The sequence below is a fragment of the Streptomyces sp. NPDC057963 genome (assembly GCF_042887155.1).
Taxonomy (GTDB): Bacteria; Actinomycetota; Actinomycetes; order Streptomycetales; family Streptomycetaceae; genus Streptomyces.
Genome location: NZ_JBHVPX010000010.1, coordinates 50,657 through 74,777, shown reverse-complemented (window position 1 = coordinate 74,777; position 24,121 = coordinate 50,657). Strand labels below are relative to the sequence as shown.

The following is a 24,121-nucleotide window of genomic DNA, read 5'->3' as shown; positions in this document are numbered from 1 at the left end:
CGCACCGGATGGTGCGCCGGGGAACGAGGACCCTCATGGCCGACAAATCGACCGATGACCCGGCAGGCAACGCCGAACCACCGCGCGAGCGCGTGAGCCCGCCGACCCGCAAACAGAACTCCGGCTCGGCGCAGGCGAAACCGCCCGGTCCGCCGACCCGCGCCCAGCACTCGGACTCCGTACCACCGCAAACACCCAGCCCACCCACCCGCAAACAGAACTCCGGCTCGGCGCAGGAGAAGCCGCCCAGCCCACCCACCCGCAAACAGAACCCCGACCCCATACCGGCGAAGCCGCCCAGCCCACCCACCCGCGCCCAGCACTCGGACTCCGTACCACCGCAGCCGCCCGGCCCGTCCACGCCCGGCCGACACCCCGATCCGGTACCGCCCGATGCACCCACCCGTCCCCGGCCCCCTCGTGCCGACCCGCCCACCCGTCGCGAGGCCCGCAACACCGCGCGGGGAGAGTTCCCTCAAGGGCTGCTCGACCGCTACGAGCCCCGCGGCGTCGCGGGTACCGGAAGCGAGGGAACCGTCTGGCACGTGCGGCGGCTCGCCGACGGCACCGACGCGGCGGTGAAGGTCGCCCACCCGGGTCAGGCCATGGACATGGACACCCTCGAACACCTCGCGACACCCGAGTTCGTGCGCCACGTTCCCCGGATCCACGAGTTCGGCGAGATCGCTGTCGGGCCCACCGTCTGCGGCTGGGTGGCGATGGAGTACCTGCCCACGACGCTCGACGACCACCTCACCGGGGGTCTGCGCGACGGCAGGCGGCGCAACGACCGGACGCGGGCCGAGGAGACCGTCCGCGAACTCGCGGGTCTGCTGGATTTCTGGCAGACGCGCATCGACCGCAACCCGCTGGATCTGAAGCCCGCCAACATTCTGGTCAGGTCGCGGCCCGGCGGCCGGAGCGAGTTCGTCGTCGCGGACTTCGGCGGCATCGCGAGGTTCTCCGCGAGCCAGAGCTACCACGACTTCCAGATCACGGCTCTGTACATGGCGCCCGAACAGATCGTCAAGCAGAACCTCAGAGCCACCCCGTGGTGGACCCTCGGCCTGGTGCTGTACCAGGTGTTCACCGGCCGCCCGCTGTACATCCTCGGCGACGACGCCCAGATCACCGACGAGGCCTGGACCAGGGGGCTGATCCTCAACAACGAGGTCGACCTGAGCGCGGTCACCGACGCCCGGCAGAACCTGCTGCTCCAGGGTCTGCTCACCAAGGACCCCGACGACCGCTGGACCGCGGCCGAGGTCCAACGGTGGCTGAAGGGAGAGGTCCCGGCCGTCGTCCGGCCCGCCGCTCCCGACGAGGCACCGAGCGCCGCGCGCCACGCCAACCGGCCCATCACCTTCCGCGGCGAGGCCCACCACGAGGCGGAGAGCCTCGCCGCCGCGATGGCCCAGGAGTCCGAGGCGGCCGCGAAGTGGCTCGCCGGAGAGGGCGGCCCGCGACTGGCGGCCTGGCTCCGCGACGAGCTGGACGACACCTCGTACGACAGCGGACAACTGCTCGCACTCGAACGCGGCCGGGACCGGCCGGTCCGCGCGGCCGTCGCCGCGCTCGCGTTCGTCGCCGTGTTCGCCCCCACGGCGACGCCTCAGTACCGGGGCCGGCGCGTGGACGCGGAGGGCATCGCACGGATCGCCCAGGGTGGCGGCGCGGTGGCGTTCATCGACGAGCTCCTGGCCGCCTCCGTGCCCACCGTCGCCGCCGGGTTCGTCTGCCACCACGACCGGTGCGAAGGCGGAAGCTGCCAGGTGCTGCTCACCCTCGCGGACGAACTGCCCCGCACGGTGGCCGAGGTCCGTGCTCGGGCCCGCACGCTCGGACGTCGCGACAACAGCAGCGGCGACCTCAACACGTACGAGACGAACGCCGCGTACAGCCTGGCCGCCGCCCTGATCGTGCACCCCGAGAACCGCAAACAGGCCCTGGTCCCGCTCGCCGGGCTGCCGGGCACGCTCGCCCCACTCGCCGCCAGGGCGCCGGTGGTCCTGCTCGCCGTCCTGGCCCAGCTGGGCGCACTGCGCCATCGGGCGACCGCCGTACTGCGCCGCCGCAAGGAGGACGCCGGATTTCTCCGCCACTGGGCGGACCTGCACCGCCGGGCGTCGGGCGGTGACACGCAGACGGTGCGGGGGCGTGCGGCGCTGGTCGCCGCCACCGTCCTGCTGCCCCGGGTGCTCCGCGCCGACGCGATCGGGCAGGACCACGAGGTCACCCTTGCCGAATGGTGGACGGCGGTCCGGCCTCCCCTGCTACGACGGCTCGGCGCGGCGGCCACGATGTTCGCGGTGATCTGGCTGCTGATCCGGTCCGGCGCGATGCTCCGGGCCGTCCATGACAGCGGGCTCGGCGGGAAGGCCCTGAAGCCGGCCGACGCGATCACCGCCCCGCTCGGCCGTGCCGCCGACGCCGCGGCCGCGACCCAGACCGGGCTGTTCGCGGTGGCGCTGGCCGGGGCCCTGGCCCTTGCGGCGGCCCCCACCCGGGTGCCCGGCCGCCTGCTGCTGGCCGGGGCGGGCATCGCGTCCTACATCGGCTACGCGCGCCCGGACCTTCCCCCGCTCGACCTGCTGCACGCCCCGGAGTGGCTGGCAGAGCGCCTGCGCCACTTCGAGGGCGGCTGGCAGAGCTGGAACGGAGTCATGGCTCTGATCTGCTTCCCAGTGGCATGCCTGCTGCTCATGGGGCTCGCCCGGCGGCTGCTGCGCGCGGCACGCGGCGAGGAGCAGGAGCAGACCCGGTTGCGGCGCGAGCGGGCAGAACGGCGCCGCGCCCGCGCGGGGCTCCCGGAGCGCCCCTACCAGAACCCCGGCAGGTGGCGTACCGGGGTGGACGGCACCCGGGACCGCGTGCTGTTCGCCGCCGCCTCGCTGCTCACTCTGGTCACGGTGTTGTGGGCGGCCGTCGAGATGCGGGTCGCGCTCAGCGGGGAACACCGCACGCTCGCCTCGTGGGGAACCGGTCAGCAGGGCGCCTCCTACCAGTCGCAGTACATGCTGGCCTGTGCCGCGGTCAGCGCGGTGGCAGCGCTGTGCCGGCCGGCGATCGCCCGCCGGATGTTCTGGTGGGCCGTCGCCGTGGTGACCGTGTTCGGCCTGCTGCCGCCGCCGGTCGAGCCGGCCGAGGCGGCGAGCCTGCCCGTGCTGCGCGGCCTCTTCGCCGAAACCGCCGCGACCTGGGGGCACGCGGCCTTCTGGGCGGCGCTGCTGCTCGCCCTGCCGTTGAGCGCGTACGCGGGCGGCTTCGCCGTGCGCCGCACCCGGGGTGCCGCACGATGACGGCGGCGACGGCCATGCCCGCCCCGCCGGAACCCGCGCCCGGCACCGGGCCGCTCAAACTGCTCGATCTCGCCGAGCAGTTGCTCGAACACCATGACGAGCAGGAGCGGCCCGAGGACGCGGCCCTGTCGTGGAACCGCTGCCGCGCGGTGCTGCTGCGCGCCCGCGACGCGCTGGAGCGACAGGGTGCGGTGGCCGATCCGTACGCGCTGGCCCGCGCCCGGTTCCTGCTGGGCCTCACCCTGTCGGTGGGGTACTGGCAGGCCGCCACCGGTCAGGCGGAGCCGTACGGCATCGACGCCCCCTACGCACTGCGGCGGGCGGCGGCGCCGCTGCTCGCGCTGAGCCGGGCCACTCTCCCCGACGGGGATCCCATGTACGCCACCGCCTGCGTACGACATGCGCTGCTGCTGCACGACCGGCACGAGAACCCGGACCCCGACGACGCACCGGCTCCGAGCGCGCCCGCGACCCCGGTCCCGGTCCCGGCTCCGGCTCGGGCTCCGGACAGCACACCGGACCCCGGCAACACACCCTCCCCGGACACACACGCAGCCCCGGACCCCGGCAGCACACCACTCCCCAAGACGCACGACGACCTCGACGAGGCACTCGCCGCCTTCCAGGAGGGGCTGCGGCTCCTGGGCGAGGAAGCCCACCCGGGCCTGCTCGTCACGTACGCCTGCGCGCTCGGCGACCGCTATGTGCGCGACCGCGACGCCGACGATCTGCGGGACTCGGCGGGCGCACTGGAGGAGTTGCTCGCCGAGATACGTCCGCCCGGCTGGGCACCGGCGGCGGACGGCACCGGTTCCTGGGCGGACGAGGCCGACCAGCTGGAGCTGGAGACCCGGGTGCAGCTGGTACGGCTCCTCCAGGCGTCCCCGGAGGCCGCCGACGCCGAACGAGCCGTTCACCACCTGGAGTTGCTGGCCGCGACCGCCCCGGACGAGCATCCCGCCCGGGTGTTCGCGAGCGGCCACCTCGTCGATGTCTACCGGGAGCGGGGCGGCGGACGCGCCCTGCCCGACGACCGCCCGGCGTATCTCGCGCGGTTGCGTGACCTGCACCGCCTGATCGGCCACGACGACCCGGACCACGCCCGGGTGGCGGCGATCCTGGGGGCGGCGCTCGCGGAGCGGACCGACCCGACCGACCCGGCCGGCCCGGTCCCGAGCCCGCAGCAGGAGGAGGCGATCGGTCTGTTGCGCGAAGCGCTCGCCGGGCTCTCCGAGGAGGACGACCGGCGCCCACCCAGCCATGCGCTCCTCGGCTCCCTGCTCAACGCCCTGCACGACCGCGAGCCCGAGCGCTACGACGTCGGGGAGGCCGCGTTCCACCTGGAACGCGCGGTGGAACTACAAGCCGCCGACGACCCGTTGCGCAGCGACCTGCTCAACCAGCTCGCGCACGCCGGCCTCGCGGACGACGGCCCGGGAGCGGACCTGGAGGGCATCGACCGCACCATCGCCCTGCTGAACGAGTCGATGCTGAAGCCGTCCGACTCGCCCGGCTTCGGTTCCGAGGTGCACGGCACGTACGCCTCGGCGCTCAGCCGGCGCCATGCCCTGTCCCACTCCTCCGACGACCTCGACGCGTCGATCCGTCATCTCACGGCGGCGTTCCGCCAGACGCCGGCCGACAACGTGAACCGAATCGTCTATCTGCAGAACCTGTCGCTCGCCCTCTACCAGCGCTATCTCGCGGGTGGGGACCTCCAGGACCTTCAGACGGCACACCGCTACCTGCACGAGGTCAACGCGGCTCTGGACAACGGCGCCTCGGTGGCGCCCGCCGACCTCCGAGTGGTCGAGCGGGACCGCCCCGCGCTCGAACAGGGCCTTGTGCAGCTCCAGTTCATGGTCGCTCTCACCTTCCGGAACAAGGAGGGGACGGCAGCGGCCGTCGCCGCCATGCGCAGGCTGCGGGACTCCCTCGCGCCGGACGACCCGCTGCGTCTGCCGATCGGAGCGGACTACGGTCTGCTGCTGCTGATCCACTCCTACGACGGCGGCACCCCGCAGGACCGCGTGGACGGGCTCCTCCTCATGATCGAAACGGTCGAGGCCCTGCCGGAGGAGCACCAGGAGCGCCCCAGACTGCTGCTGCGGACGGCGGGCGCGCTGCTCATGACCTCGTACGTGCCGTACAACCCCAGCGGCATCGAAGGGGCGGAGAGGATGCTGCGGGAGGCACTGGCCCTGGTGTCGCCGGACAGCCAGGAGGGGCTCCGGTCGAACGCGATGTACGCGACCCTGCTCCTCGTCCGTTTCCGGCACGCCGGGGTTCCGGCCGACGCCGACCGCGCCGTCGACGTGGCGCGGGCGACGCGCGAGCGGATCCGTGACCGGGCCCCGTCCCCGGTGAGCACCCTGCTCGGCAATGTGCTCGCGGACGCCCTGCGCGCCCGCTCGGCACCCGGCGACGGCGCGGCCGCGCGGCAGGCGGGCATCGCCGCGTTGCGCGAGGCGGCCACCGTCGTCCTGCTCCAGGCCGCCGCCGAGTCGGCGCTCCAGATGGCCCGCACGGCGGCCGACCGGGCGTTGCAGATCGCCCGGTGGTGTCTGGCGGACGGCGACCTGGGCGGTGCCGTGGAGGCCCTTGAGCTGGGGCGCGGACAGGTGCTGCACGCCTCCACGACCACCTCCGACGTGGCCGCCCTGCTGCGTGAAGCCGGCCGGGCGGACCTCGCCGAGGAGTGGGAGGGCGGGGCGGGTGGCCGTGCGGCACCGGCGGTGACCGGCTTCGGGACACCGCTGGACGGTCCGGGCTCACCGGACGGTCCGGGCTCACTGCTCGGGACGCTCGGTCCGGGCGTCGAACCACCGCTCCCCGACGACCTGCGGCAGCGCGCGCTCACGGCCCTGGCCCGGTCGGACGCGGGCACCGCGCTGACGACCGCGCCCACCCCCGACGGGATCGCCGCCACGCTGCGGGCGGCCGGCGCCCACGCGCTCGTCTACCTCCTGCCGCCGGGCGGTGCGGAACTCCTGCCGGCCGGCGTGGGCAACAGCGGCGGCGCGGTCGTCGTCACCCGGGACGGGCGGGTCGGCACGGTCGATTTCGGCCTCCTGCGGCGCCAGAGCCTCGACGTCCTGGAGACGTACCGGGCCGCGCACCGCCACCGCCAGGCCGCACTGGACCTGCTGCCCGCCGACGGCCCCGAGCACCTGGACGCGCACGTGCGCTGGCGTACCGCGCTGGAGGAACTGTGCGACTGGGCCGGGCCGGTGGTGATGGGACCGCTCTCCCGCTCACCGCTGATCAGCGAGGCGGGCCCCGCGCCCCATCTCGTCCTGGTGCCGTTCGGCGACCTCGGCGGCATACCCTGGCACGCCGCCCTGCTCAGCAGCGGCCTGCGGGACGGCGGCCGGCCGGTCCACGCCGTCGAGCGCCTCACGCTCTCCTACGCGGCCTCCGCCCGCCAGTTCCAGGAGGCGCACAACCGTCCCCGGCCGGCGCTGGACGCCCATCCGGTGATCGTCGGCAACCCGGACGACACCCTGCCCGGCGCCGCCGCCGAGGCCCGGCAGATCCATACCGCCCTCTACCCGCGGGGCCTCCTGCTGGGCAAGGTGCGCCGTGCGAACGGCCCCGGCTCGCCCGCCGAGGTCCTGGCCGCCCTGCCCGGCCGCGAACGGGCCGGGGCGTCCGTCCTCCACCTGGCCTGCCACGCCCGCCCCTCCAGTGCCTCGCCCCTGGACGCCCATCTCCTGCTGGCCGCCCCCGACGGCGGAAGCGGCCGGGAGGATGCCGGTCATCTGTCGATCCGCGAGATCCTGCGCCAGGCCAGGGGCCGCCCGCCCGGCACCCCGGGCGGCCTCGTGGTCCTCGACGCCTGTGTGAGCGACCACGCGGGCGACGACCTGGACGAGGCCCTGACGCTGTCGACGGCCTTCCTCGCCGCCGGGGCCACCGGCGTCGTCGGCTCGCGCTGGGAGGTCCCGGACGGACCGACGGGCCTCGTGATGTACGTCTTCCACGACCGCCTCCGCAGGGGCGCCACGCCGGTACGGGCGCTGCGCGAGGCCCAGCTGTGGCTGCTGGACCCGGACCGCGAGGTCCCCGACGACATGCCTCGCGCGGTGGCCGACATCCTGTACGACGTCGATCCGGCCGCCCTGGAACTGTGGGCGGCGTTCGCCTGTCAGGGACGCTGAGGGGCCTGCCCCCCACGGACGCGGAACCGCCCGCGTCCCCACCCGGCGCCGCCCGGAGCGGGATGCGGTCTCAGCCCTCGTCGGGAGTGAGCCGCAGCGAGATCGAGTTGATGCAGTACCGCTGGTCCGTCGGGGTCGGGTACCCCTCGCCCTCGAAGACGTGGCCGAGGTGTGATCCGCAGCGGGCGCAGCGGACCTCGGTGCGGACCATGCCGTGGCTGCGGTCCTGGATCAGTTCGACCGCGTCCGTGTCCTTCGGGTCGTAGAAGGACGGCCAGCCGCAGTGCGACTCGAATTTGGTGTCGGAGCGGAACAGCTCCGCGCCGCAGGCACGGCAGGAGTAGACGCCCGTGGTCCTGGTGTCGGTGTATTCACCGACGAAGGCGGGTTCCGTGCCGGCCTGCCGCAGGACCGCGTATTCGGCGGGGGTCAGCTCCGACCGCCACTGCTCGTCCGGCTTCTCGATGTCGTACGACACGTCGCTCCCTCAGCTCGACAGGTGGTCCAGGATCTGCGGGCCGAGGTCCGTGACATCACCCGCCCCCATGGTGAGAACGAGATCGCCGGGCTTCGCCATTCCCGCGACGGCCGCGGGAACCGCCGCCTTGTCGTGGACGGCGGTGACATCGGCGCCCGCCGCCCTCGCCGCGTCGATGATCAGGGCGCTGGTGACGCCGGGGACCGGGTCCTCGCGGGCCGGGTAGATGTCCAGGACCACGGAGGTGTCGGCCAGCGCGAGGGCCTGGCCCATCTCGGTGGCGAGCTCCTGGGTGCGGGAGAAGAGGTGGGGCTGGAAGACGACCAGGAGGCGGGCGTCGGACGCGGCGCCGCGCATCGCTTCGAGGTCCGCGGCCATCTCGGTCGGGTGGTGCGCGTACGAGTCGATGACCTGCACGCCCGCCGCCTCGCCCTTGAGCTGGAGGCGGCGCTTGACCCCGGTGTACGTGCCGAGGGCCGAGGCGAGGTTGTGGGCCGGGATACCGAGGGCGACACCGGCGGCGAGGGCGGCGACCGCGTTGTGGGCGTAGTGGCGGCCGGGCACGGAGACGGTGAACGTGAGGAACCTGCCGTTCAGGACCACCGTGACCTCGCTGGTCAGACCGCGCGGGGTGACCTTGTGGACCCGTACGTCGGCGGTCTCGGACTCGCCGTAGGTGACGACCTTCACCGACGAGAGCGCGCGCACCCGCTCGGTCAGCTCGACGGCGCCGGGCTGGTCGGCGGCGATCACCAGGGTGCCGCCGGGGACGATCTTGCCCGCGAACTTCTCGAAGGATTCGTAGATCTCGTCCATCGAGGCGTAGTTCGCGTGGTGGTCCAGCTCGACGTTGAGGACGATCGCGACCTCGGGGTCGTACTTCTGGAAGCTGCGGTCGCTCTCGTCCGCCTCGGCGACGAAGATCGCGCCCTCGCCGTGCGCGGCGTTGGTGCCGGGTCCGGCGAGGTCGCCGCCGATGGCGTACGAGGGGTCGAGGTTCAGTCCGGACAGGGCGACGGCCAGCATCGACGTGGTGGTCGTCTTGCCGTGCGTACCGGCCACCGCGATCGCGCGCGCGCCCTCCATCAGGGAGGCGAGCGCGTCGGAGCGGTGGACGACGGGGATCGACAGCTCGGCGGCGCGCACCAGCTCCGGGTTGTCCGGGCGGATGGCGCTGGAGACGACCACGCACGAGGCGTCGTCCGCCAGATGTGCGGCGGCGTGCCCGATGTGGACGGTCGCTCCCAGCGCCCGCAGCGCCTCGGCCGTACCCGATTCCTTGGCATCACTGCCCGCGACCTTCGCACCGCGCTGGGTGAGGATCTTCGCGATGCCCGACATTCCGGCGCCGCCGATGCCGATGAAGTGCGGCCGTTCCATGGCGGCAGGAATACCGGGTGCCATGCGTGTGTCTCCCAAAAGTCGATGTGATTCGCGCACAGCCTATTCGCTGTGCGCGAAGAGCTTGAGCACCGGTACGCCGACCTTGTGACGGGCTCTCGACGCCCAGTCCCGGTGGAAGAACTCCTCCACGTAGTGCGGCGCGGTCAGCACGATGACCTCGTCCGCCGCCGCGTCGTCGACCACGGTCTTCAGCTTGTCCAGCGGGTGCTCCTCGATCACCTGCCCGACCGCTTCGGAGCCTGCCTGCCGCAGCGCTTCGAGCGACACTTCGAGCGCCAGTTCGGCGGATTGCCGGGCATCCCCGCCCTCCGGCTCCTCGGCCTCGCGGGCGGCTTCCTTCAGTTCGCCCATCGCCAGGTCGTCGATGGCCCGCAACAGCACATCGGCCTGGTCACCGCGCGGCTGCATGAGCACGACGAAGGAGGTCTGCTCCTCCCCGTGCAGGGTGGTGACGAACTCGACGTCCTCGGAGGTGAGGGCCTTCTCGATCATCAAAACGCTGGTGAACACCACTGGCGCCCTTCTGCTTCAGTGACCGTCGCCGGTCTCTGCTGAAACCATCCTTCCCCGTGCTCACACGGGGTCTGCGAGAGTAATTGTGCCCACCGGAAGCTAACCGGAACGATAAATTCCGCTGATGGTCAGATCCGACGGTATCGGGTGAAGAGGAACCCGGCCTCTTCCAGCACCGAGGCCAGGGCGAATCGTTCCGGCACGGCCACCGAGGGGCCTCCGGCGATCCGCTGCGCGTCTCCGGCGGTCAGCATCGGAGAGAGGGTCAGACAGAGCTCGTCCAGTACGTCGGCCGCCACGAACTGACCCAGCATCCTGGGGCCGCCCTCGGTCAGCAGCCGCGTGAGTCCGCGATCCGCCAGCTCCCGTACGGCCCGGTCGGGGTCCACCCGGGAGCCCTCCCCCGCGATCACCACCTCGGCGCCCGCCCGCCGTGCCGCCGCGATCCGGTCCGCGGGGGCCCCGGCGCCGGTCAGCAGGAGGGTCGGGACGAGCGGCGAGACGAAGAGCGGCAGCGAGAAGTCCAGGTCCAGGCTGCCGCTCACCACGGCGATCGCCGGCGCGGCCCCCTGTCCGGCCGCAGCCCGGCGGGCGGCGAATGCCTCGCGCGCCCTGGCGGGCCGGTAACCCTCCAGCCGTACCGTCTCCGCCCCCACCACGACCGCGTCGGCCAGCCCGCGCAGGGTGCCGAAGATCCGCATGTCGCTCGCGCAGGAGATCGGCTGCGAGCGTCCGTCGTGCTGGGCGGCTCCGTCGAGCGTCGACACCATGTTGGCGCGCAGCCAGGGGCCGTCCGGCTCGGGGTACGCGTAGGCCGCGGCCAGATCGTCCAGGCTCCACTCCCCCTCGTCGTCGGCGGGTGTCAGGTCCGTCACAGGGAACAGGCGTCGCATGCTGTGCAGTCTGGCACGGCGCTTAAGCTAGAGAGTTGTGTCGTCCTCCACCGCCGTGCCGGGGCAGAGCCCCATAGCCGAAACGGCCCCGCTGTCCCTGTGCGCCCTTGAGCCGCACGTTCCCGCCGACCGCCTGGTCGCCGAGATGGTGCCACCGCCGCGCTTCGACTCCGTACGCTTCGATACGTATGTCCCGGACCCCGACCAGCCGAGCCAGGTCGAGGCGGTCGAGGTCCTGAGCGGGTTCGCGGCCGGGCTCGGCGGGGCGCACGCCAGCGGCTCGGGCAGGAGCAGAAAAGCGCGCGGCGCTTCCTCGGAGGGGTGGTGGCGGTTCGGCAACAAGAAGCCTTCGGCCCCTGCGGCCCCCCTCGGGGTCTACCTCGACGGCGGTTACGGCGTCGGCAAGACGCACCTGCTGGCCTCCCTCTGGCACGCCACGCCCGCCGAATCCTCGCTGAAGGCGTTCGGCACCTTCGTCGAGCTGACGAACCTGGTCGGCGCGCTGGGCTTCCAGCAGACCGTCCGGACGCTGAGCGGACACCGGCTCCTGTGCATCGACGAGTTCGAACTGGACGACCCGGGCGACACGGTGCTGGTGTCGTCGCTGCTCAGCCGACTGGTCGAGGCCGGGGTCGCGCTCGCCGCCACCTCCAACACGCTGCCCGGCAAGCTCGGTGAGGGCCGGTTCGCCGCCGCCGACTTCCTGCGGGAGATCCAAGGGCTCTCCGCGCACTTCCGTCCGCTGCGGATCGACGGCGAGGACTACCGCCACCGCGGGCTGCCCGAGGCCCCCGCACCATACTCCGACGGGCAGGTCACCAAGGCCGCGTACGCCACCGGGGGCGCCAGCCTGGACGACTTCCCCTCGCTCCTCGACCACCTCGCCCGGGTCCACCCGAGCCGCTACGGCGCGCTGACGGACGGTCTGCGGGCGGTCTGCCTCACCGGTGTCCAGCCGGTGCCGGACCAGTCGACCGCGCTGCGGCTCGTCGTTCTCGCCGACCGGCTGTACGACCGGGAGGTCCCGGTGCTCGCCTCCGGGGTGCCGTTCGACAGGCTGTTCAGCGACGACATGCTGAACGGCGGGTACCGGAAGAAGTACTTCCGGGCGATCTCCCGGCTGACGGCGCTGGCGCGCGACGCAAAGGCCCTGGTGGCGCAGTAGGTTCGGGGGCGTACCGTCCGGAGCGGGTTCGGGCAGTACCGGCCGAGGCCCCCCCGGGCGCCTCGGATCTCCCGTATTCAACCGCGCACACCGTTTGAAGGGATCCAGCATGGCTACCACGCGTCAGGCGCACACGGTCTGGGAAGGCAACCTGATCGAGGGCAAGGGCGTCGTCACCTTCGACTCCTCCGGCATCGGCGACTACGAGGTCTCCTGGCCGTCGCGCGCGGAGAAGGCGAACGGCAGGACGAGCCCCGAGGAGCTCATCGCGGCGGCCCACTCCAGCTGCTTCTCGATGGCGCTGTCCAACGGCCTGGCCACGGCCGGCACCCCGCCGACCCGGCTGAACACCCGGGCCGAGGTCACCTTCCAGCCCGGTACCGGCATCACCGGCATCCACCTCACCGTCCAGGGCGAGGTGCCGGGTCTCGACGAGGCGGGCTTCGTCAAGGCCGCCGAGGACGCCAAGGCGAACTGCCCGGTCAGCCAGGCGCTCACGGGCACGACGATCACGCTCGCCGCTTCCCTGGCCTGATTCCACGGGCCCTGCGGGCCCGTGACACACAAGAGGCCCAGTGGCCCGCATGGTTCCCGCGCGCGGATACGCGTGGTACACACATGCGGGTCACTTCACCTGTCCGCCAGCAGGGAGTTGCCTCATGTCATCAGCTGTGTCACGACGACCCGCAACACGACGACAGGTCCTGGCCGGCAGCGGCGCGGCCGTTGCCTCGATCGCCTTCGCCGGGGCGTTCTCCGAACTCTTCGCGGGTACCGCCGCCGCCCGGGGACACAGCGGCTACGGCCCGCTGGTGCCCGACCCGGACGGTCTGCTCGACCTCCCGAAGGGCTTCCGCTACCGGGTCCTGTCCCGGGAGGGCGACCCGCTCCGCTCCGGCGAGGGCCGGGTCCCCAGCAACCACGACGGCATGGCCGCCTTCGCGGGCCGGCACGGACACGTCCGTCTTGTGCGCAACCACGAGAACCGCGTCACCGCCACCATCGCGGTCCCGGCCGTCGAGGGCCTGACCTACGACCCGATGGGCAAGGGCGGCTGCACAGCCCTGGAGCTGGACGGCCGCAACAACGTCCTCGGCGAACGCGTCGCCATCGCCGGTACCGCGGTGAACTGCGCGGGCGGCCGCACTCCTTGGAACACCTGGCTGACCTGCGAGGAGACCGAGGACAAGGCCGGCACCAACGGCTACACCAAGGACCACGGCTTCATCTTCGAGGTGGACGGCGCCGATCCGCACCGCACCGGGGCGGTGCCGCTCACCGCGATGGGCCGCTTCCAGCACGAGGCGATTGCGATCGATCCGAAGAGCGGGATCGTGTACGAGACGGAGGACGCCTTCGACAAGCCGTTCGGGCTCTTCTACCGGTTCCTGCCGCGAAAGCCGCTCGGCGGGACCGGTTCGCTGCAGGCGGGCGGCCATCTGGAGGCCATGCGGGTGCCGGGCGTCCCCGACCTCTCCGTGGTCCAGGAGACCGGTGCGAGCTTCGAGGGCATCGAGTGGGTGCCCGTACCGGATCCGCTGGCCGCCGGGACCCCGATCCGGTTCCAGAACTTCGGCCCCGGGGGCATCACACACGCGCAGAAGCTGGAGGGCTGCTACTGGGGAGGTTCCGCGGTCTACTTCGTCTCCAGTTTCGCGCGGAGCTCGCAGGGTTCGGCGGCCGACCACTACGGCCAGGTGTGGCGGTACGAGCCGAAGCGGCGCCGCCTCACGCTGGTGATCGTCTTCGGCCCCGGTACGGACATCCAGCTGCCCGGCGAATCCCCCGACAACATCTGCCTGGCCTCCGACGGCGGGCTGATGGTGTGCGAGGACGGCGGCGGCGCGCAGCATGTGTTCGGCCTGACGCGGGGCGGCGAGGTGTACCCGATGGCGCGCGGCCGGCAGAACATCGGGACGGCCGAGGAGCCCGAGTGGGGCGAGTTCGCCGGGGTCACGTTCGCGCCGGACGGCGGGACGATGTTCGTCAACTGCTACACGCCGGGAACGACGTTCGCGGTGACGGGGCCGTGGCACTGACGCACTGACGCGTCGGGGGGCGGGCGGTCGCCGTCCGCCCCCTTCTGCCGTCCGCCCCCCTCCTGCCGTGCGCCCCGGCACGAGGCGGCGACGTGGTCACGCATCCGGCCGCCGAGAAATTCGCGCACCGGAACGCCGAACCTCCTGCCGGGTCCTGGCACCGACTCGCCCAGGACCGTGGACGCCCTCGCCGGTGTCGGCCGCGGCTGGCACCGTGCTGTCGCCGCGGTCGGGGGGAGCCGGCCCTTCGAGGCCGGTGATCTCCATGCCGCACTTCCATGAAATCGTTCCCGCAGTTTCATGACGGCCATCGGGATCGCATCCCAGCGATGAGCGGGACTCGGCACAACCCCCCTGCACACAGCGGATTTCCCTCAGAGAAGTGCTCTTGACACGCCTGGGGACGTTCGCAAGGATCCTCCACGTTCCGCAAGAAGCGAGAGGACAGCCGTGGCAGTCACCATCCGGGAAGTGGCGAGCGCCGCGGGCGTCTCGGTGTCGACGGTGTCCCGTGCGTTCACCGCGCCCGGCCAGGTCCAGGCGAAGACCCGGCAGCGCATCCTCGACGCCGCGGCCGGGCTCGGCTACTCCCCCAACCCGGCGGCGCGGAGTCTGCGGGGCGGCAGCACCGGAACCCTCGGGCTGATCGTCCCGGACATCACCAACCCGTTCTTCCCGCCGATCGTCAAGGCGATGCAGGCCCGCGCCCGGCGCCTGGACTACACGGTCCTGGTCGCCGACAGCGACGAGCGCGAGCAGGACGAGCTGGACACGATCACGGCGTTCTCCCAGCGGGTCGACGGCCTGATCCTCTGGGCCTCCACGCTTGCCGAGGACCGGCTGCGCGAACTCGCCGCCCGGATGCCGGTGGTGATCGTGAACCGCCATGTACCGGGCATTCCCGAGGTACGGATCTCGCTGTCGGCCGGCATGTCCCAGGCCGTCGAGCATCTGGGTGCCTACGGCCACCGGCGCTGTGCGTACATCAACGCCTCGCGGCCCGAGCTCAACCGCAGCAGGCCGATTCGCGAGTCCTTCGAGGCGATGGGCCTCTCCCTCGTCGAACTCGGCCCGTACGAACCGCGGTTCGAGACCGGTGTGCACGCTGCGACGCTGGCCGCCTCGCACGGGGCCACGGCGGTCGTCGCCCACAACGACCTGGTCGCCCTTGGCGTGCTGCACCAGCTGGCGGGCCTCGGCGTCAGCGTGCCGGGGGACGTCAGCGTCGTCGGCATCGACGACACACTGCTGGCCTCCGTCTCCACGCCCAGCCTGACCACGATCAGGATCGACCCCGAGGAGGTGGCCGGCCGGGCCGGCGACCTCCTCATCGAAACGATCAACAGCCGAACGAACGGCAGCCGAACGGCCGGCCACCGGACGACCGGCGACGGGACCCCGTACGTGGAGATCGGCTCCCGCCTGATCCCGCGCGCCTCCACGGGGCCCGCTCCGGCATCCGCACCCCCCGCGGCCGGCCCCGACGGGAAGTGAACGATGCTGGCCCGGCCGCAGCCCGTCACGCTCCGCCGGATCGACGTCCTCGCCGATGACGACGTCAACGAGGACCTGATCAACCTCCATCACCACAAGGCCCCGTTCGACACACTGCCCACCCTGCTGCGGGACTACCGCGTCGAGGCACGCGCGGCGGACGGCACCTGGCGGACCGTCTCCCGCACGACGGCAACCGGCGCCGCCGCCAGGTACACACCCTGGACGAGCCGGTCCGCACGGCGGCGTTGCGGATCGTCGTCGAGGCGGCCAACGGAGCCGCGTCGGCACACGTCGTCGCCGTTCCCGCGTACGCGTAGGAGCGCGGGAGCACAGGAGCGCGCGGAGCATCCGTCCGGCGGCCGAGGGGCGCCGACTCGACGGCCCGGGTGAATCCGCGCGCGACTCCCGGTACCAGGAAGCGCCACACGCACTTCCTCGTGAGCCAAAACGATACTTTCCGCCAGTGACCAACTCTGTACGGAAAATCACCGCTTTGGCTGTTCTGGGGACGGTTCTCGGCAGTCTCGCCGGGTGCGGGAGCCTCGGGGACGCCACCGCCGACCGCACCCCGACCGAGGGGCGTACGCCCTCCGCCATCCATGCTCCCGCGCACGCGGCCTCGGCACCGCCTTCTGCGGGCGCGCCTTCCGCGACGGAGCAGCCGCCCCCCACCATGGCTCCGGACCCGAGCACGCTGACGCCGGTCTTCGCCCATGGCGCGAGGACCGGCGAGAAGGTGGTGGCGCTGACCTTCGACGCCGACATGACGGCCGACGAGGGGCCGCGCGCGGCCGCGGGGGAACACTTCGACAATCCCGCGCTGATCGCACTCCTGCGCCGGTCGAAGGTGCCCGCCACGGTGTTCATGACGGGGCGGTGGGCCGACGAGTACCCGGCGCAGGCCCGGTCCATCGGCGCCGACGCGCTCTTCGAGATCGCCAACCACTCGTACAGCCACTACGCCTTCACGTCGCCGTGCTACGGGCTGCCGACCGTGGCGAAGGGCGGGATGCGCGGCGAGGTGGAGCGGGCCTTCGCCGCGTTCCGGAAGGCCGGTGTGCGGCATGTGGTGCCGTACTTCCGCTTCCCCGGCGGCTGCTACGACGATGCGACGCTGCGCGCGCTCGGGCCCGAGAAGGTGACGGCGGTGCAGTGGGACGTGGTCAGCGGGGACGCGTTCGCCACGGACGCGGACGCGGTGGCGCGGCAGGTGCTGGACGGGGTGAAGCCGGGCTCCGTGGTCGTCATGCACTGCACCCGCAGCGCGGCGCCGGTCACGGACGAGGCGGTCCGCCAGGTGGTCCCGGAGCTGCGCAAGCGCGGGTACCGCTTCGTGAAGGTCTCCGACCTGATGCGCGGATAGGACGGGTGCGGGCCGGCCGAGTCAGCCCGAGCAGGCCGAGCGCTGGGCCTCCTGCCATTCGCAGACCGGGCAGAGGGTGATGCCCCTGACCGCCTCCGGGTACTCGGTCGGCTTCCGGCACAGGACGCACTCAGCGTACGGGGGCCCCGCGGCGGTCTGCGCCCCGGCGGATGCGGGGGTCACGGCCGGCGTCCCGCAGTACGGCTCGTCCACGCGCTCATCCATGCGTACGAGCCTACTCAGCCGCGCAGCGAGGTGAGCCAACAGGCGAGCGCGGCCACCGCCGCGGCGAGGGCGGCTGCCGCCAGGAGCGGCAGGACCGGCAGGTGCACCGTGCCCGTCCGCGCTCCGGTGACCAGGCCCGTCACGGCGTGGTTCGCGGGCGAGCCGGTGGTCACCAGGGCCAGCAGTGCGGTGAGTACGGTGCCGGCGACGGACCAGCCGCGCCGGTGCAGCAGCGGCCGGGTGCACAGCGCGCCGGCCGCCGCCCCGACCAGCACGCAGCAGGCGGTGGCGAGCAGCCCGGCGAGACCGGCGGGCAGCAGATGCACCCGGACGGCGCCGTCGGTGCCGGCCGGCTTGCTGATCAGCAGCACGATCGGGGTGGCGACCGCGCCCAGGGTCCCGGCGCACGCGAGCGCGGCGAGGAGCGACGCGAGGTGGACCCGCGGCGATCCCGCCGCCGCGGCGGCGACGGTCCGCGCGGCGGGCGGCTCCTGGTTGACGCAGAGCTGTACGAGCCAGGCTGCGACGGGCAGGAGCCCGGCGGCGGCGTATCCGAGCGAGTCGAGGACGGGCTGCCCCGACTGCACGCCGATGCCGAGGAAGGCCGCGTACAGCAGTACGGGGGCGAGCCAGCGCTGGGAGCGGATCAGCAGGGCGGTCTGGTAGCGCAGGAGGGCGGTCATGGCGCCTCGGGGGCGGGGTCGGTACCCACGACGGTTCCCTGGTCCCGGGTGGCGGGGACCGGGACGGTCGTCAGGTGTCGGATGTGCCAGGGCGGGCGCGCGGTGAGGAGGGCGCGCAGCAGTGCGTCGGAGTGCGCGGCCGCGACGGTGAGCCGTACGCCCCCGTCGGCCGCAGGCGTGCGCGCGGGTGCGCCCGGCAGCCCGGTGGGGAGTGCGGCGCCGGGTGGGCCCGCCGCCTCGATCCGTACCCGCGGCCCCGTAGCCGCCGTGCGCGGCGAGGGGACGGCGGCGAGCCCGTGCCCCTCGACCCGGAACACGGCGTCGACCGCCCCGGCGAGCCGCCGCGGGTCGTGGTCGACGAAGACGACGGTGGAGCCCGCCGCGACCCGTTCGGCCACGGCCCGGTCCAGTTCGTCGCGGGCCGCCGTGTCGAGGCCGGTCCAGGCCTCGTCCAGGACCAGCAGCTCGGGTTCGGCGAGGAGTGCTTGGACGACGGCGACCTTCTGGCTGGTTCCCTTGGAGAGTTCCGCGAGAGGGGTACGGGCATGGCCGGCGGCCCCGAAGCGGGCGAGCCACGACTGCGCCCGGTCCGCGGCCTCGGAGGTCCGCAGGCCGTGGATCCTGCCGAGGTGGACGAGATACCCGGCCGCGGTGAACGGCAGCGCGGCCGGGAACCGCTCGGGGACGTAGGCCGTGCGGGGCCTGCGGCCGGTGATCCGGCCCTCCGTCGGGGCGTCGATCCCGGCGAGCAGCCGCAGCAGCGTCGACTTGCCGGTGCCGTTGGCGCCCTCGATCCGGAGCAGCGCGTGCGCGGGCAGATCGAGATCGACCCCGCGCAGCACCCATGGTCCGCCGAGGCCGTACCGGCGGCCCACCGCGCGCAGGTTCAGTTGGCGGACGCCTTCTCGGGCTTGGCCTCGCTGGGCCGCACGATCACGAATCCCTCCCCGTCCAGCCGCAGTTGGACGGCCTCTCCGGAACCGCCGCGCACCATCGATCCGAAGCTCTGCGAGCGGTGCAGCGATGTGGTCAGGTGGGCACTCCAGCCGACCACCGCGTCCGTGTCGACGCAGACCGGCTGCTGGGGCGTGACGGGTATCACGATGGGGTGGCCCTCACACATCAGGCCGAGCTTGCCGTATCCGGTGAAGACACTGTTGAAGAGTCCGCCGCCGGTCATCCCGGCGCCCTTCACGGTCTTGATCTCGTAGGAGAGCGTGGGGTCGAAACAGAGCACGTTGCGTCCGTTGATGGTGAGGACGTCGCCCTGTTCCATGTCCACGATGAAGCAGTTGGCGGCCTCGTGCGCGAACCAGGCCTCGCCCTGACCGCGGACCGCCATCAGCGGCAGCCCCTCGCCGGTGACGACGCGCTTGAGCATGCCGCCGAGGCCCTGCCCCTTGCGCTCGAACTGCAGATCGCCGCGGAAGGCGATCATCGATCCCTGCCGGGCGTGCATCTCGCCGTTGACGGCGTACTTGATGGATTTGGCGTTCTGCAGCGTCATCCCCGGGGCTGTTGCCTGCTGCGCCATGTTCTCGCTGGAAAAGAGATCGCTCTTCATGCGGTGCATCCTCACCCGGAGCGGTTCATTCCGCCAAGAAGGGTTTGCCGGGCGGCTGGCAGACTGGGACGAGTGAGCGAGAACGACACCCCCGTATCCCCGTCCGGACATCCGGCGACGCCCTGCTCCCCTGCGGCGGACAGCCCCTTCAGGACCGAGCCGACGAGTCGCGACGAGGCGCCGCAGTACGTACTGCCGCTGGTCGTGCACATCGAGAAGACGGCTCCCCCGGCCCGTACCGACGCACTGCGGACCGCCGCCCGCGCGGTGCTCGTGATGCTCTCCGACGAGCGTTCGGTCGGCGAGGGCGAGTGGGCGCGGGCGATGCGGGACTGGCAGGACGCCCGGATCCGCAAGGTGGTACGACGGGCGCGCGGCGCGGAGTGGCGCAAGGCGTGCGCACTGCCCGGCATCACGGTGACGGGCGAGAGCGCCGAGGTGCGGGTCTTCCCGCCGGTGCCCCTGGACGGCTGGCCGAAGGAGCTGGCGAAGCTTCAGGTCTCGGGGACGGATCTGGACGACCCCGAGCCGCCGGCCGCACCCGACCCCGCGGGCCCGGTGCTGTGGCTGAATCCGGAGCTGACCATGTCGGCGGGCAAGACGATGGCGCAGGTCGGGCACGGTGCGCAGCTCGCCTGGTGGGAGCTTTCGGACACCGAGCGCAAGGCGTGGCGCGAGGCGGGCTTCCCGCTCTCCGTCGCCACTCCGGACGCGGGCCGGTGGCGGGAACTCATGGTGAGCGGAGGTCCGGTGGTGCGTGACGCCGGGTTCACCGAGATCGCCCCGGGGGAAACGGTCGTGGTGGAGGGGGCCCACCGTGCCGGTTCCCTCTCCCCATCGGCTGAGCGCCTCGGGGGCTAGCCCCACCTGGAGCGGGCGGGTAGCAGGATCGCCCCGGGCGGCCGCCTCCGGAAATGCTGGACCCGGCATATTCGCTGGTTGTCCGGCAATTCCGAGGGGTTGGCTCGTGCGTGAGCAGGCATGGCAAAAATTTCGTTCTTCCAGGCGGCAGCGGGGCGGTCGGCGCAGAGCCGTGCCGGCTGCTGCCGCCGTGGCCGTCGGCCTCATGACGACGGTTGCCCTGGCACCGCCCGCGGTGTCTGACACCGCCCGTCCGGACACCGTCCAGCAGGGCCTGAACGCACTTGTGAAGTCCGACGGCATGCCCGCCGCGCTGGCGAGCGTCAGGGACCGCGGAGGCCGCACCCGCACCTACACCGCGGGCGTCGGCGACCTGGCCACCGGCTCGAAGGTGCCCGAGGACGGACAGGTGCGGATCGGCAGCAACACCAAGGTGTTCACGTCGGTGGTCGTGCTGCAACTGGTCGGCAGGGGGAAGATCCGCCTCGACGCCCCGGTCGACACCTATCTGCCGGGCCTCGTGCGCGGGAAGGGGATCGACGGACGCCGCATCACCGTCCGCCACCTCCTCCAGCACACCAGCGGACTTCCCAACTACACCGAGTACGACCTTCAGCTACGGCACTACGAACCCCGCGAACTCCTCGGCATCGCCCTCCGGCACGAGGCCCGCTCCGCCCCCGGGAAGAAATGGGAGTACAGCAACACGAACTACGTGCTGGCCGGCCTGATCGTCGAGAAGGTCACCGGCCGGCCCCTCGCCGAGGAGCTGGACCGGGGCATCATCACACGCATCGGGCTGCGCCACACCTACTTCCCCGCCCCCGGTGACACGACCCTCCGAGAGCCCCATCCCAAGGGCTACGACAGGGATTCGGCGGGCGCGCCCCTGCGCGACGTCACGGAGATGGACCCCTCCTGGGCCTGGGCGGCGGGCCAGATGGTCTCCACCAACTCCGATCTCAACCAGTTCTTCACCGCGCTCCTGGCCGGCCGCCTGCTCCCGCCGGCCCAGCTCGCCCAGATGCGCACCACCGTCCCCGCCGAGTACTTCGGCCCGGGCGCCCGCTACGGGCTGGGGCTCGTGAGCATGCCGCTGTCGTGCGGCGGTGTCTACTGGGGCCACGGCGGCAGCTTCCCGGGATACGAGACCCGGGGCGGAGTCACCGCCAAGGGCCGCGCCGCGAACGTCGCGGTGACCATCCAGCCGACCGACAAGGCAGCCATGAAGCATGTCGAGAGCGTCGTGGACACGGCGCTCTGCCGCTGAACCGCGCCTGTGGGGGGCCGTCGGACGCATGAGGACCTGTGCCTCGGACGTACGGCGGCCGGGGTGCTCGCCGGCCGTCCCGCGCCGCGCGACGGAGCGGCGCCGGGTCGGCTGCGCGAGCCGGCGGCGACGCCCTGACCTCCCCGGATCGGGAACCTCAAATCAACCTCTGAACGTCCTCGTCTTCGGGTTCACCACCGCTCGCCGGGGCCATGAGCCCTGCACCGAGCGGAGGAGGGGGCGGCATGGAGCTGGGAATCGGCATCGGCTGGCGGCCGGAGATCGCGGACGCCGTCGAGGCGCTGCCGGGGATCGACTGGGTGGAGGCCGTCGCGGAGAACATCTGCGCCGGCCATCTGCCCGATTCGCTGGTGCGGCTCAGGGAGCGCGGTGTCACCGTCGTCCCGCACGGCGTCTCGCTCGGCCTCGGTGGGGCCGAGCGCCCCGACGCCGGCCGGCTCGCGGATCTCGCGGCCCGTGCCGAACTGCTCGCCACCCCGCTGGTCACCGAGCACATCGCGTTCGTACGGGCCGGCGGGCCGCGCACCGCCTCGCCCGGACTGGAGGCGGGCCATCTGCTGCCCGTACCCCGGACCTGGGACGCGCTGGGCGTGCTGTGCGAGAACGTGCGGATCGCGCAGGAATCGCTGCCGGTGCCGCTGGCGCTGGAGAACATCGCGGCGCTGATCTCCTGGCCCGACGAGGAGCTGACCGAGGGGCAGTTCCTCGCGGAACTCGTCGAGCGCACCGGGGTCCGGCTGCTGATCGACGTCGCCAATCTGCACACCAACCACGTCAACCGCGGCGAGGACCCGGCCACCGCGCTCGACGAGCTGCCGGTGGAGGCCATCGCGTACGTGCATGTGGCGGGAGGCGTCGAGAGGGACGGAGTCTGGCACGACACCCACGCCCACCCGGTCACCGAGCCCGTGCTCGATGTCCTCGCCGAGCTCCGCTCCCGGGTGGACCCGCCCGGCGTCCTCCTGGAACGGGACGACGACTTCCCGCCGGCCGGGGAACTGGCGGGCGAACTGACCACGATCCGCGCCACGCTGGACCGGGCGACCGCCCCGAATGCGGACGCGCGGGCGCACACCGCGCGGACCGTCCCGAACGCCGGCCGGCCCGCGCCCGCCGCGAGGCCCGTAGTGCGCCCCCGAGGCGCCGCGTCCCCGGACTCCGCGCGCGACCGGGTCGCGGTCGCCCAGACCGCGCTGCTCTCCGCCCTCGTCGCCGGCACCCCCGCCCCGCAGGGCTTCGACCACCGCCGGCTCGGGATCCAGAGCCGGGCGCTGGCGGCCAAACGGGCCGGGGTCGTCGCCAAGGTGGCACCGGAACTGCCGGAGATCCTCGGTGACGGATACCGGGACGCCTTCCTCACGTATGCCAGGAACCGTCCGATGTCCGCCGGATACCGGCGCGACGCGCTGGACTTCGCCGAGGGGCTGCTGATCGCGGGCCGGCCCGCCGACGACGCGGCACGGCGCCGGCTGACGCACTGGTGGCAGGACCGGGCAGCCGCCCGGCCGCCGCGCCGCTCCACCCGGCTGATACGAGCGGCCCGCGCGGCCCTGATCGGGAAGTGACCGGACGATGATCGGCATCAACGCCCTCGCCCTGCTGGTGGATTCCTGCGTCGTGGCCTCCTCGGTCCTCCTGGTCGTGGGGCTCACGCGCGCCCGCCGCAGCTCCGGCGGCTCCGTCCACGACCTCTTCGAGGCCGCCTTCCTGAACGGTGGTCCGGGCCGGGTGGTGGACACCGCGCTCACCGCGATGCAGACGGACGGACGGCTCGTCATCGGCGGTCCCGGCATCGTCGCCGTCCAGCAGACGGACGCCCGTGACCCGGTGGAGCGCGCGGTGCTCCAGGAACACGCCCTGGCCCCCAGCGGCGCGCTGCACACCCTGCGCGACGCGGTGATGCGGCATCCCGCGGTGCAGGAGATCGGCGACGGGCTCGCGGCCCGCGGTCTGCTGGCCTCTCCCGCCGCGAGCCGCATGTGGCGGCGCTGGGGCGTCGCGCAGGGTCTGAGCTGCCTGCTGGCCGTGCCGCTCGCCGTCGTGGTGACGGTGACACAGGCCGTGGCCGACGACGAGGGCGACTTGTTCTCCTCCGTACCGTTCGCTCTCAAGGTCTTCCCGGCCCTGGTGATCGGCTTCCTGACCGGCTTCATCTGCGCGAGCGTCGCCCGGGGCCGCGTCACCAGGGCGGGACGGCGGGCGGCCGAGGCGTACCGCACCACCCGTGCCCACGACCCGCAGCCGGCCCATCTGGTGGCGACGCACGGACTGCGCGCCCTCCCCGATCCCGTACTCCGGGCGCAGTTGATCGCGGCGGCGCGGATGCGCCCGGCGGTGCGCGGATCGGGCCGGTCCGCCGGGGCCTCCTCGGGGCCGTCCGCGGACTCCTCCGCCCTGCTGCTCGCACCGGCGGTGTGGTGTGCCGATACGGGCACCGGCAGCGGCAGCTGCGGAAGTTCCGGTGACGGCGGCAGCAGCGGAGGGGGCGGCGGCGGATGCAGTGCGGGGTCGGGCTGCGGCTCGGCGTCCGGTTGCGGCGGGTCGAGCGGTTCCGGTTGCGGTGGTTCGAGCGGTTCCAGCTGCTCCGGCGGCAGCAGTTCCAGCTGCGGTGGAGGGTCCAGTTGCGGCAGCAGTTCCTGAGCGGCGGCGGCGACCCGCTCCTGGGCGCGGGCCGCCGAACCGTCCA

At 72.9% G+C, this 24,121-nt stretch carries 20 protein-coding genes; 12 read left to right on the top strand and 8 right to left on the bottom strand.

Annotated features, from left to right (window positions below):
• Window positions 1-35 precede the first annotated feature (35 nt).
• Window positions 36-3,299 (top strand): hypothetical protein, encoded by a 3,264-nt coding sequence (locus ACFVT1_RS23455; RefSeq protein ID WP_389798588.1) that lies wholly within the window; start codon window positions 36-38, stop codon window positions 3,297-3,299.
• Window positions 3,296-7,459 carry a CHAT domain-containing protein gene (locus ACFVT1_RS23450; RefSeq protein ID WP_389798587.1) on the top strand — a complete coding sequence of 1,388 codons (4,164 nt, stop codon included), beginning with the start codon at window positions 3,296-3,298 and terminating at the stop codon, window positions 7,457-7,459. The genes ACFVT1_RS23455 and ACFVT1_RS23450 overlap by 4 nt, the downstream gene beginning before the upstream one ends.
• Window positions 7,460-7,529: 70 nt before the next feature.
• Here the strand turns inward: ACFVT1_RS23450 and msrB are convergent, their stop codons facing one another.
• The 4 genes from msrB to ACFVT1_RS23430 form a co-directional block, all read right to left on the bottom strand.
• A complete protein-coding gene (gene msrB / locus ACFVT1_RS23445; RefSeq protein ID WP_362197960.1) occupies window positions 7,530-7,937 on the bottom strand; it encodes a peptide-methionine (R)-S-oxide reductase MsrB in 408 nt (135 codons plus the stop codon).
• A 9-nt stretch (window positions 7,938-7,946) separates the two neighbouring features.
• Window positions 7,947-9,341 (bottom strand): UDP-N-acetylmuramate--L-alanine ligase, encoded by a 1,395-nt coding sequence (gene murC, locus ACFVT1_RS23440; protein ID WP_389798583.1) that lies wholly within the window; start codon window positions 9,339-9,341, stop codon window positions 7,947-7,949.
• A 39-nt stretch (window positions 9,342-9,380) separates the two neighbouring features.
• A complete protein-coding gene (locus tag ACFVT1_RS23435; RefSeq protein WP_389798581.1) occupies window positions 9,381-9,833 on the bottom strand; it encodes an indole-3-glycerol phosphate synthase in 453 nt (150 codons plus the stop codon).
• A 149-nt stretch (window positions 9,834-9,982) separates the two neighbouring features.
• Complete coding sequence (locus ACFVT1_RS23430; protein WP_389798578.1) at window positions 9,983-10,747, bottom strand: pyrimidine reductase family protein; 765 nt, start codon at window positions 10,745-10,747, stop codon at window positions 9,983-9,985.
• A gap of 37 nt (window positions 10,748-10,784) precedes the next feature.
• On the opposite strand from ACFVT1_RS23430, the gene zapE reads away from it, so the two are divergent.
• From zapE to ACFVT1_RS23400, 6 genes are all read left to right on the top strand, one after another.
• Window positions 10,785-11,912 (top strand): cell division protein ZapE, encoded by a 1,128-nt coding sequence (gene zapE, locus ACFVT1_RS23425; protein ID WP_389798575.1) that lies wholly within the window; start codon window positions 10,785-10,787, stop codon window positions 11,910-11,912.
• Window positions 11,913-12,021: 109 nt separating this feature from the next.
• Complete coding sequence (locus ACFVT1_RS23420) at window positions 12,022-12,447, top strand: OsmC family protein (protein WP_389798572.1); 426 nt, start codon at window positions 12,022-12,024, stop codon at window positions 12,445-12,447.
• A gap of 124 nt (window positions 12,448-12,571) precedes the next feature.
• The gene (locus ACFVT1_RS23415; RefSeq protein WP_389798569.1) at window positions 12,572-13,951 is read left to right on the top strand and encodes an alkaline phosphatase PhoX; all 1,380 of its coding nucleotides are present in this window, start codon (window positions 12,572-12,574) and stop codon (window positions 13,949-13,951) included.
• A 450-nt stretch (window positions 13,952-14,401) separates the two neighbouring features.
• Window positions 14,402-15,445: a LacI family DNA-binding transcriptional regulator gene (locus ACFVT1_RS23410; protein ID WP_389798567.1), complete on the top strand. Its 1,044-nt coding sequence runs from the start codon at window positions 14,402-14,404 to the stop codon at window positions 15,443-15,445.
• A gap of 3 nt (window positions 15,446-15,448) precedes the next feature.
• Window positions 15,449-15,838: a hypothetical protein gene (locus tag ACFVT1_RS23405; protein ID WP_389798565.1), complete on the top strand. Its 390-nt coding sequence runs from the start codon at window positions 15,449-15,451 to the stop codon at window positions 15,836-15,838.
• 94 nt (window positions 15,839-15,932) lie between these two features.
• Window positions 15,933-16,811 (top strand): polysaccharide deacetylase family protein, encoded by an 879-nt coding sequence (locus ACFVT1_RS23400; protein ID WP_389799108.1) that lies wholly within the window; start codon window positions 15,933-15,935, stop codon window positions 16,809-16,811.
• 21 nt (window positions 16,812-16,832) lie between these two features.
• Here ACFVT1_RS23400 and ACFVT1_RS23395 read toward each other — a convergent pair whose 3' ends face one another.
• From ACFVT1_RS23395 to ACFVT1_RS23380, 4 genes are read right to left on the bottom strand one after another with little or no spacing between them, the layout of a single operon-like run.
• Window positions 16,833-17,036: a hypothetical protein gene (locus ACFVT1_RS23395; protein WP_389798564.1), complete on the bottom strand. Its 204-nt coding sequence runs from the start codon at window positions 17,034-17,036 to the stop codon at window positions 16,833-16,835.
• A 14-nt stretch (window positions 17,037-17,050) separates the two neighbouring features.
• Window positions 17,051-17,719: an ABC transporter gene (locus tag ACFVT1_RS23390; protein ID WP_389798561.1), complete on the bottom strand. Its 669-nt coding sequence runs from the start codon at window positions 17,717-17,719 to the stop codon at window positions 17,051-17,053.
• Window positions 17,716-18,561, bottom strand: a complete 846-nt coding sequence (locus tag ACFVT1_RS23385; RefSeq protein WP_389799106.1) for an ATP-binding cassette domain-containing protein — start codon at window positions 18,559-18,561, stop codon at window positions 17,716-17,718. Before ACFVT1_RS23385 ends, ACFVT1_RS23390 begins: the two co-directional genes overlap by 4 nt.
• Window positions 18,562-18,605: 44 nt before the next feature.
• Window positions 18,606-19,283: an AIM24 family protein gene (locus tag ACFVT1_RS23380; RefSeq protein WP_389798558.1), complete on the bottom strand. Its 678-nt coding sequence runs from the start codon at window positions 19,281-19,283 to the stop codon at window positions 18,606-18,608.
• A gap of 72 nt (window positions 19,284-19,355) precedes the next feature.
• On the opposite strand from ACFVT1_RS23380, the gene ACFVT1_RS23375 reads away from it, so the two are divergent.
• The 4 genes from ACFVT1_RS23375 (at window position 19,356) to ACFVT1_RS23360 (ending at window position 24,075) form a co-directional block, all read left to right on the top strand.
• Window positions 19,356-20,144: a peptidyl-tRNA hydrolase gene (locus ACFVT1_RS23375; RefSeq protein ID WP_389798555.1), complete on the top strand. Its 789-nt coding sequence runs from the start codon at window positions 19,356-19,358 to the stop codon at window positions 20,142-20,144.
• Between the two features lie 205 nt (window positions 20,145-20,349).
• On the top strand, window positions 20,350-21,414 hold the full coding sequence (locus ACFVT1_RS23370) for a serine hydrolase domain-containing protein (RefSeq protein ID WP_389798552.1): 1,065 nt from the start codon (window positions 20,350-20,352) through the stop codon (window positions 21,412-21,414).
• A gap of 245 nt (window positions 21,415-21,659) precedes the next feature.
• A complete protein-coding gene (locus ACFVT1_RS23365) occupies window positions 21,660-23,000 on the top strand; it encodes a DUF692 family multinuclear iron-containing protein (RefSeq protein WP_389798549.1) in 1,341 nt (446 codons plus the stop codon).
• 7 nt (window positions 23,001-23,007) lie between these two features.
• Window positions 23,008-24,075, top strand: a complete 1,068-nt coding sequence (locus ACFVT1_RS23360) for a TIGR04222 domain-containing membrane protein (protein ID WP_389798546.1) — start codon at window positions 23,008-23,010, stop codon at window positions 24,073-24,075.
• The last annotated feature ends 46 nt before the right edge of the window (window positions 24,076-24,121 follow it).

What these genes read in the sequence shown, in the direction of transcription:
- ACFVT1_RS23455 (WP_389798588.1), top strand. Translation starts at nt 36, where the DNA reads ATGGCCGACAAATCGACCGATGACCCGGCAGGCAACGCCGAACCACCG.
- ACFVT1_RS23450 (WP_389798587.1), top strand. Translation starts at nt 3,296, where the DNA reads ATGACGGCGGCGACGGCCATGCCCGCCCCGCCGGAACCCGCGCCCGGC.
- murC (WP_389798583.1), bottom strand. Translation starts at nt 9,341, where the DNA reads ATGGCACCCGGTATTCCTGCCGCCATGGAACGGCCGCACTTCATCGGC.
- ACFVT1_RS23435 (WP_389798581.1), bottom strand. Translation starts at nt 9,833, where the DNA reads ATGATCGAGAAGGCCCTCACCTCCGAGGACGTCGAGTTCGTCACCACC.
- ACFVT1_RS23430 (WP_389798578.1), bottom strand. Translation starts at nt 10,747, where the DNA reads ATGCGACGCCTGTTCCCTGTGACGGACCTGACACCCGCCGACGACGAG.
- ACFVT1_RS23420 (WP_389798572.1), top strand. Translation starts at nt 12,022, where the DNA reads ATGGCTACCACGCGTCAGGCGCACACGGTCTGGGAAGGCAACCTGATC.
- ACFVT1_RS23415 (WP_389798569.1), top strand. Translation starts at nt 12,572, where the DNA reads ATGTCATCAGCTGTGTCACGACGACCCGCAACACGACGACAGGTCCTG.
- ACFVT1_RS23405 (WP_389798565.1), top strand. Translation starts at nt 15,449, where the DNA reads ATGCTGGCCCGGCCGCAGCCCGTCACGCTCCGCCGGATCGACGTCCTC.
- ACFVT1_RS23395 (WP_389798564.1), bottom strand. Translation starts at nt 17,036, where the DNA reads ATGGATGAGCGCGTGGACGAGCCGTACTGCGGGACGCCGGCCGTGACC.
- ACFVT1_RS23390 (WP_389798561.1), bottom strand. Translation starts at nt 17,719, where the DNA reads ATGACCGCCCTCCTGCGCTACCAGACCGCCCTGCTGATCCGCTCCCAG.
- ACFVT1_RS23380 (WP_389798558.1), bottom strand. Translation starts at nt 19,283, where the DNA reads ATGAAGAGCGATCTCTTTTCCAGCGAGAACATGGCGCAGCAGGCAACA.
- ACFVT1_RS23370 (WP_389798552.1), top strand. Translation starts at nt 20,350, where the DNA reads ATGACGACGGTTGCCCTGGCACCGCCCGCGGTGTCTGACACCGCCCGT.
- ACFVT1_RS23365 (WP_389798549.1), top strand. Translation starts at nt 21,660, where the DNA reads ATGGAGCTGGGAATCGGCATCGGCTGGCGGCCGGAGATCGCGGACGCC.
- ACFVT1_RS23360 (WP_389798546.1), top strand. Translation starts at nt 23,008, where the DNA reads ATGATCGGCATCAACGCCCTCGCCCTGCTGGTGGATTCCTGCGTCGTG.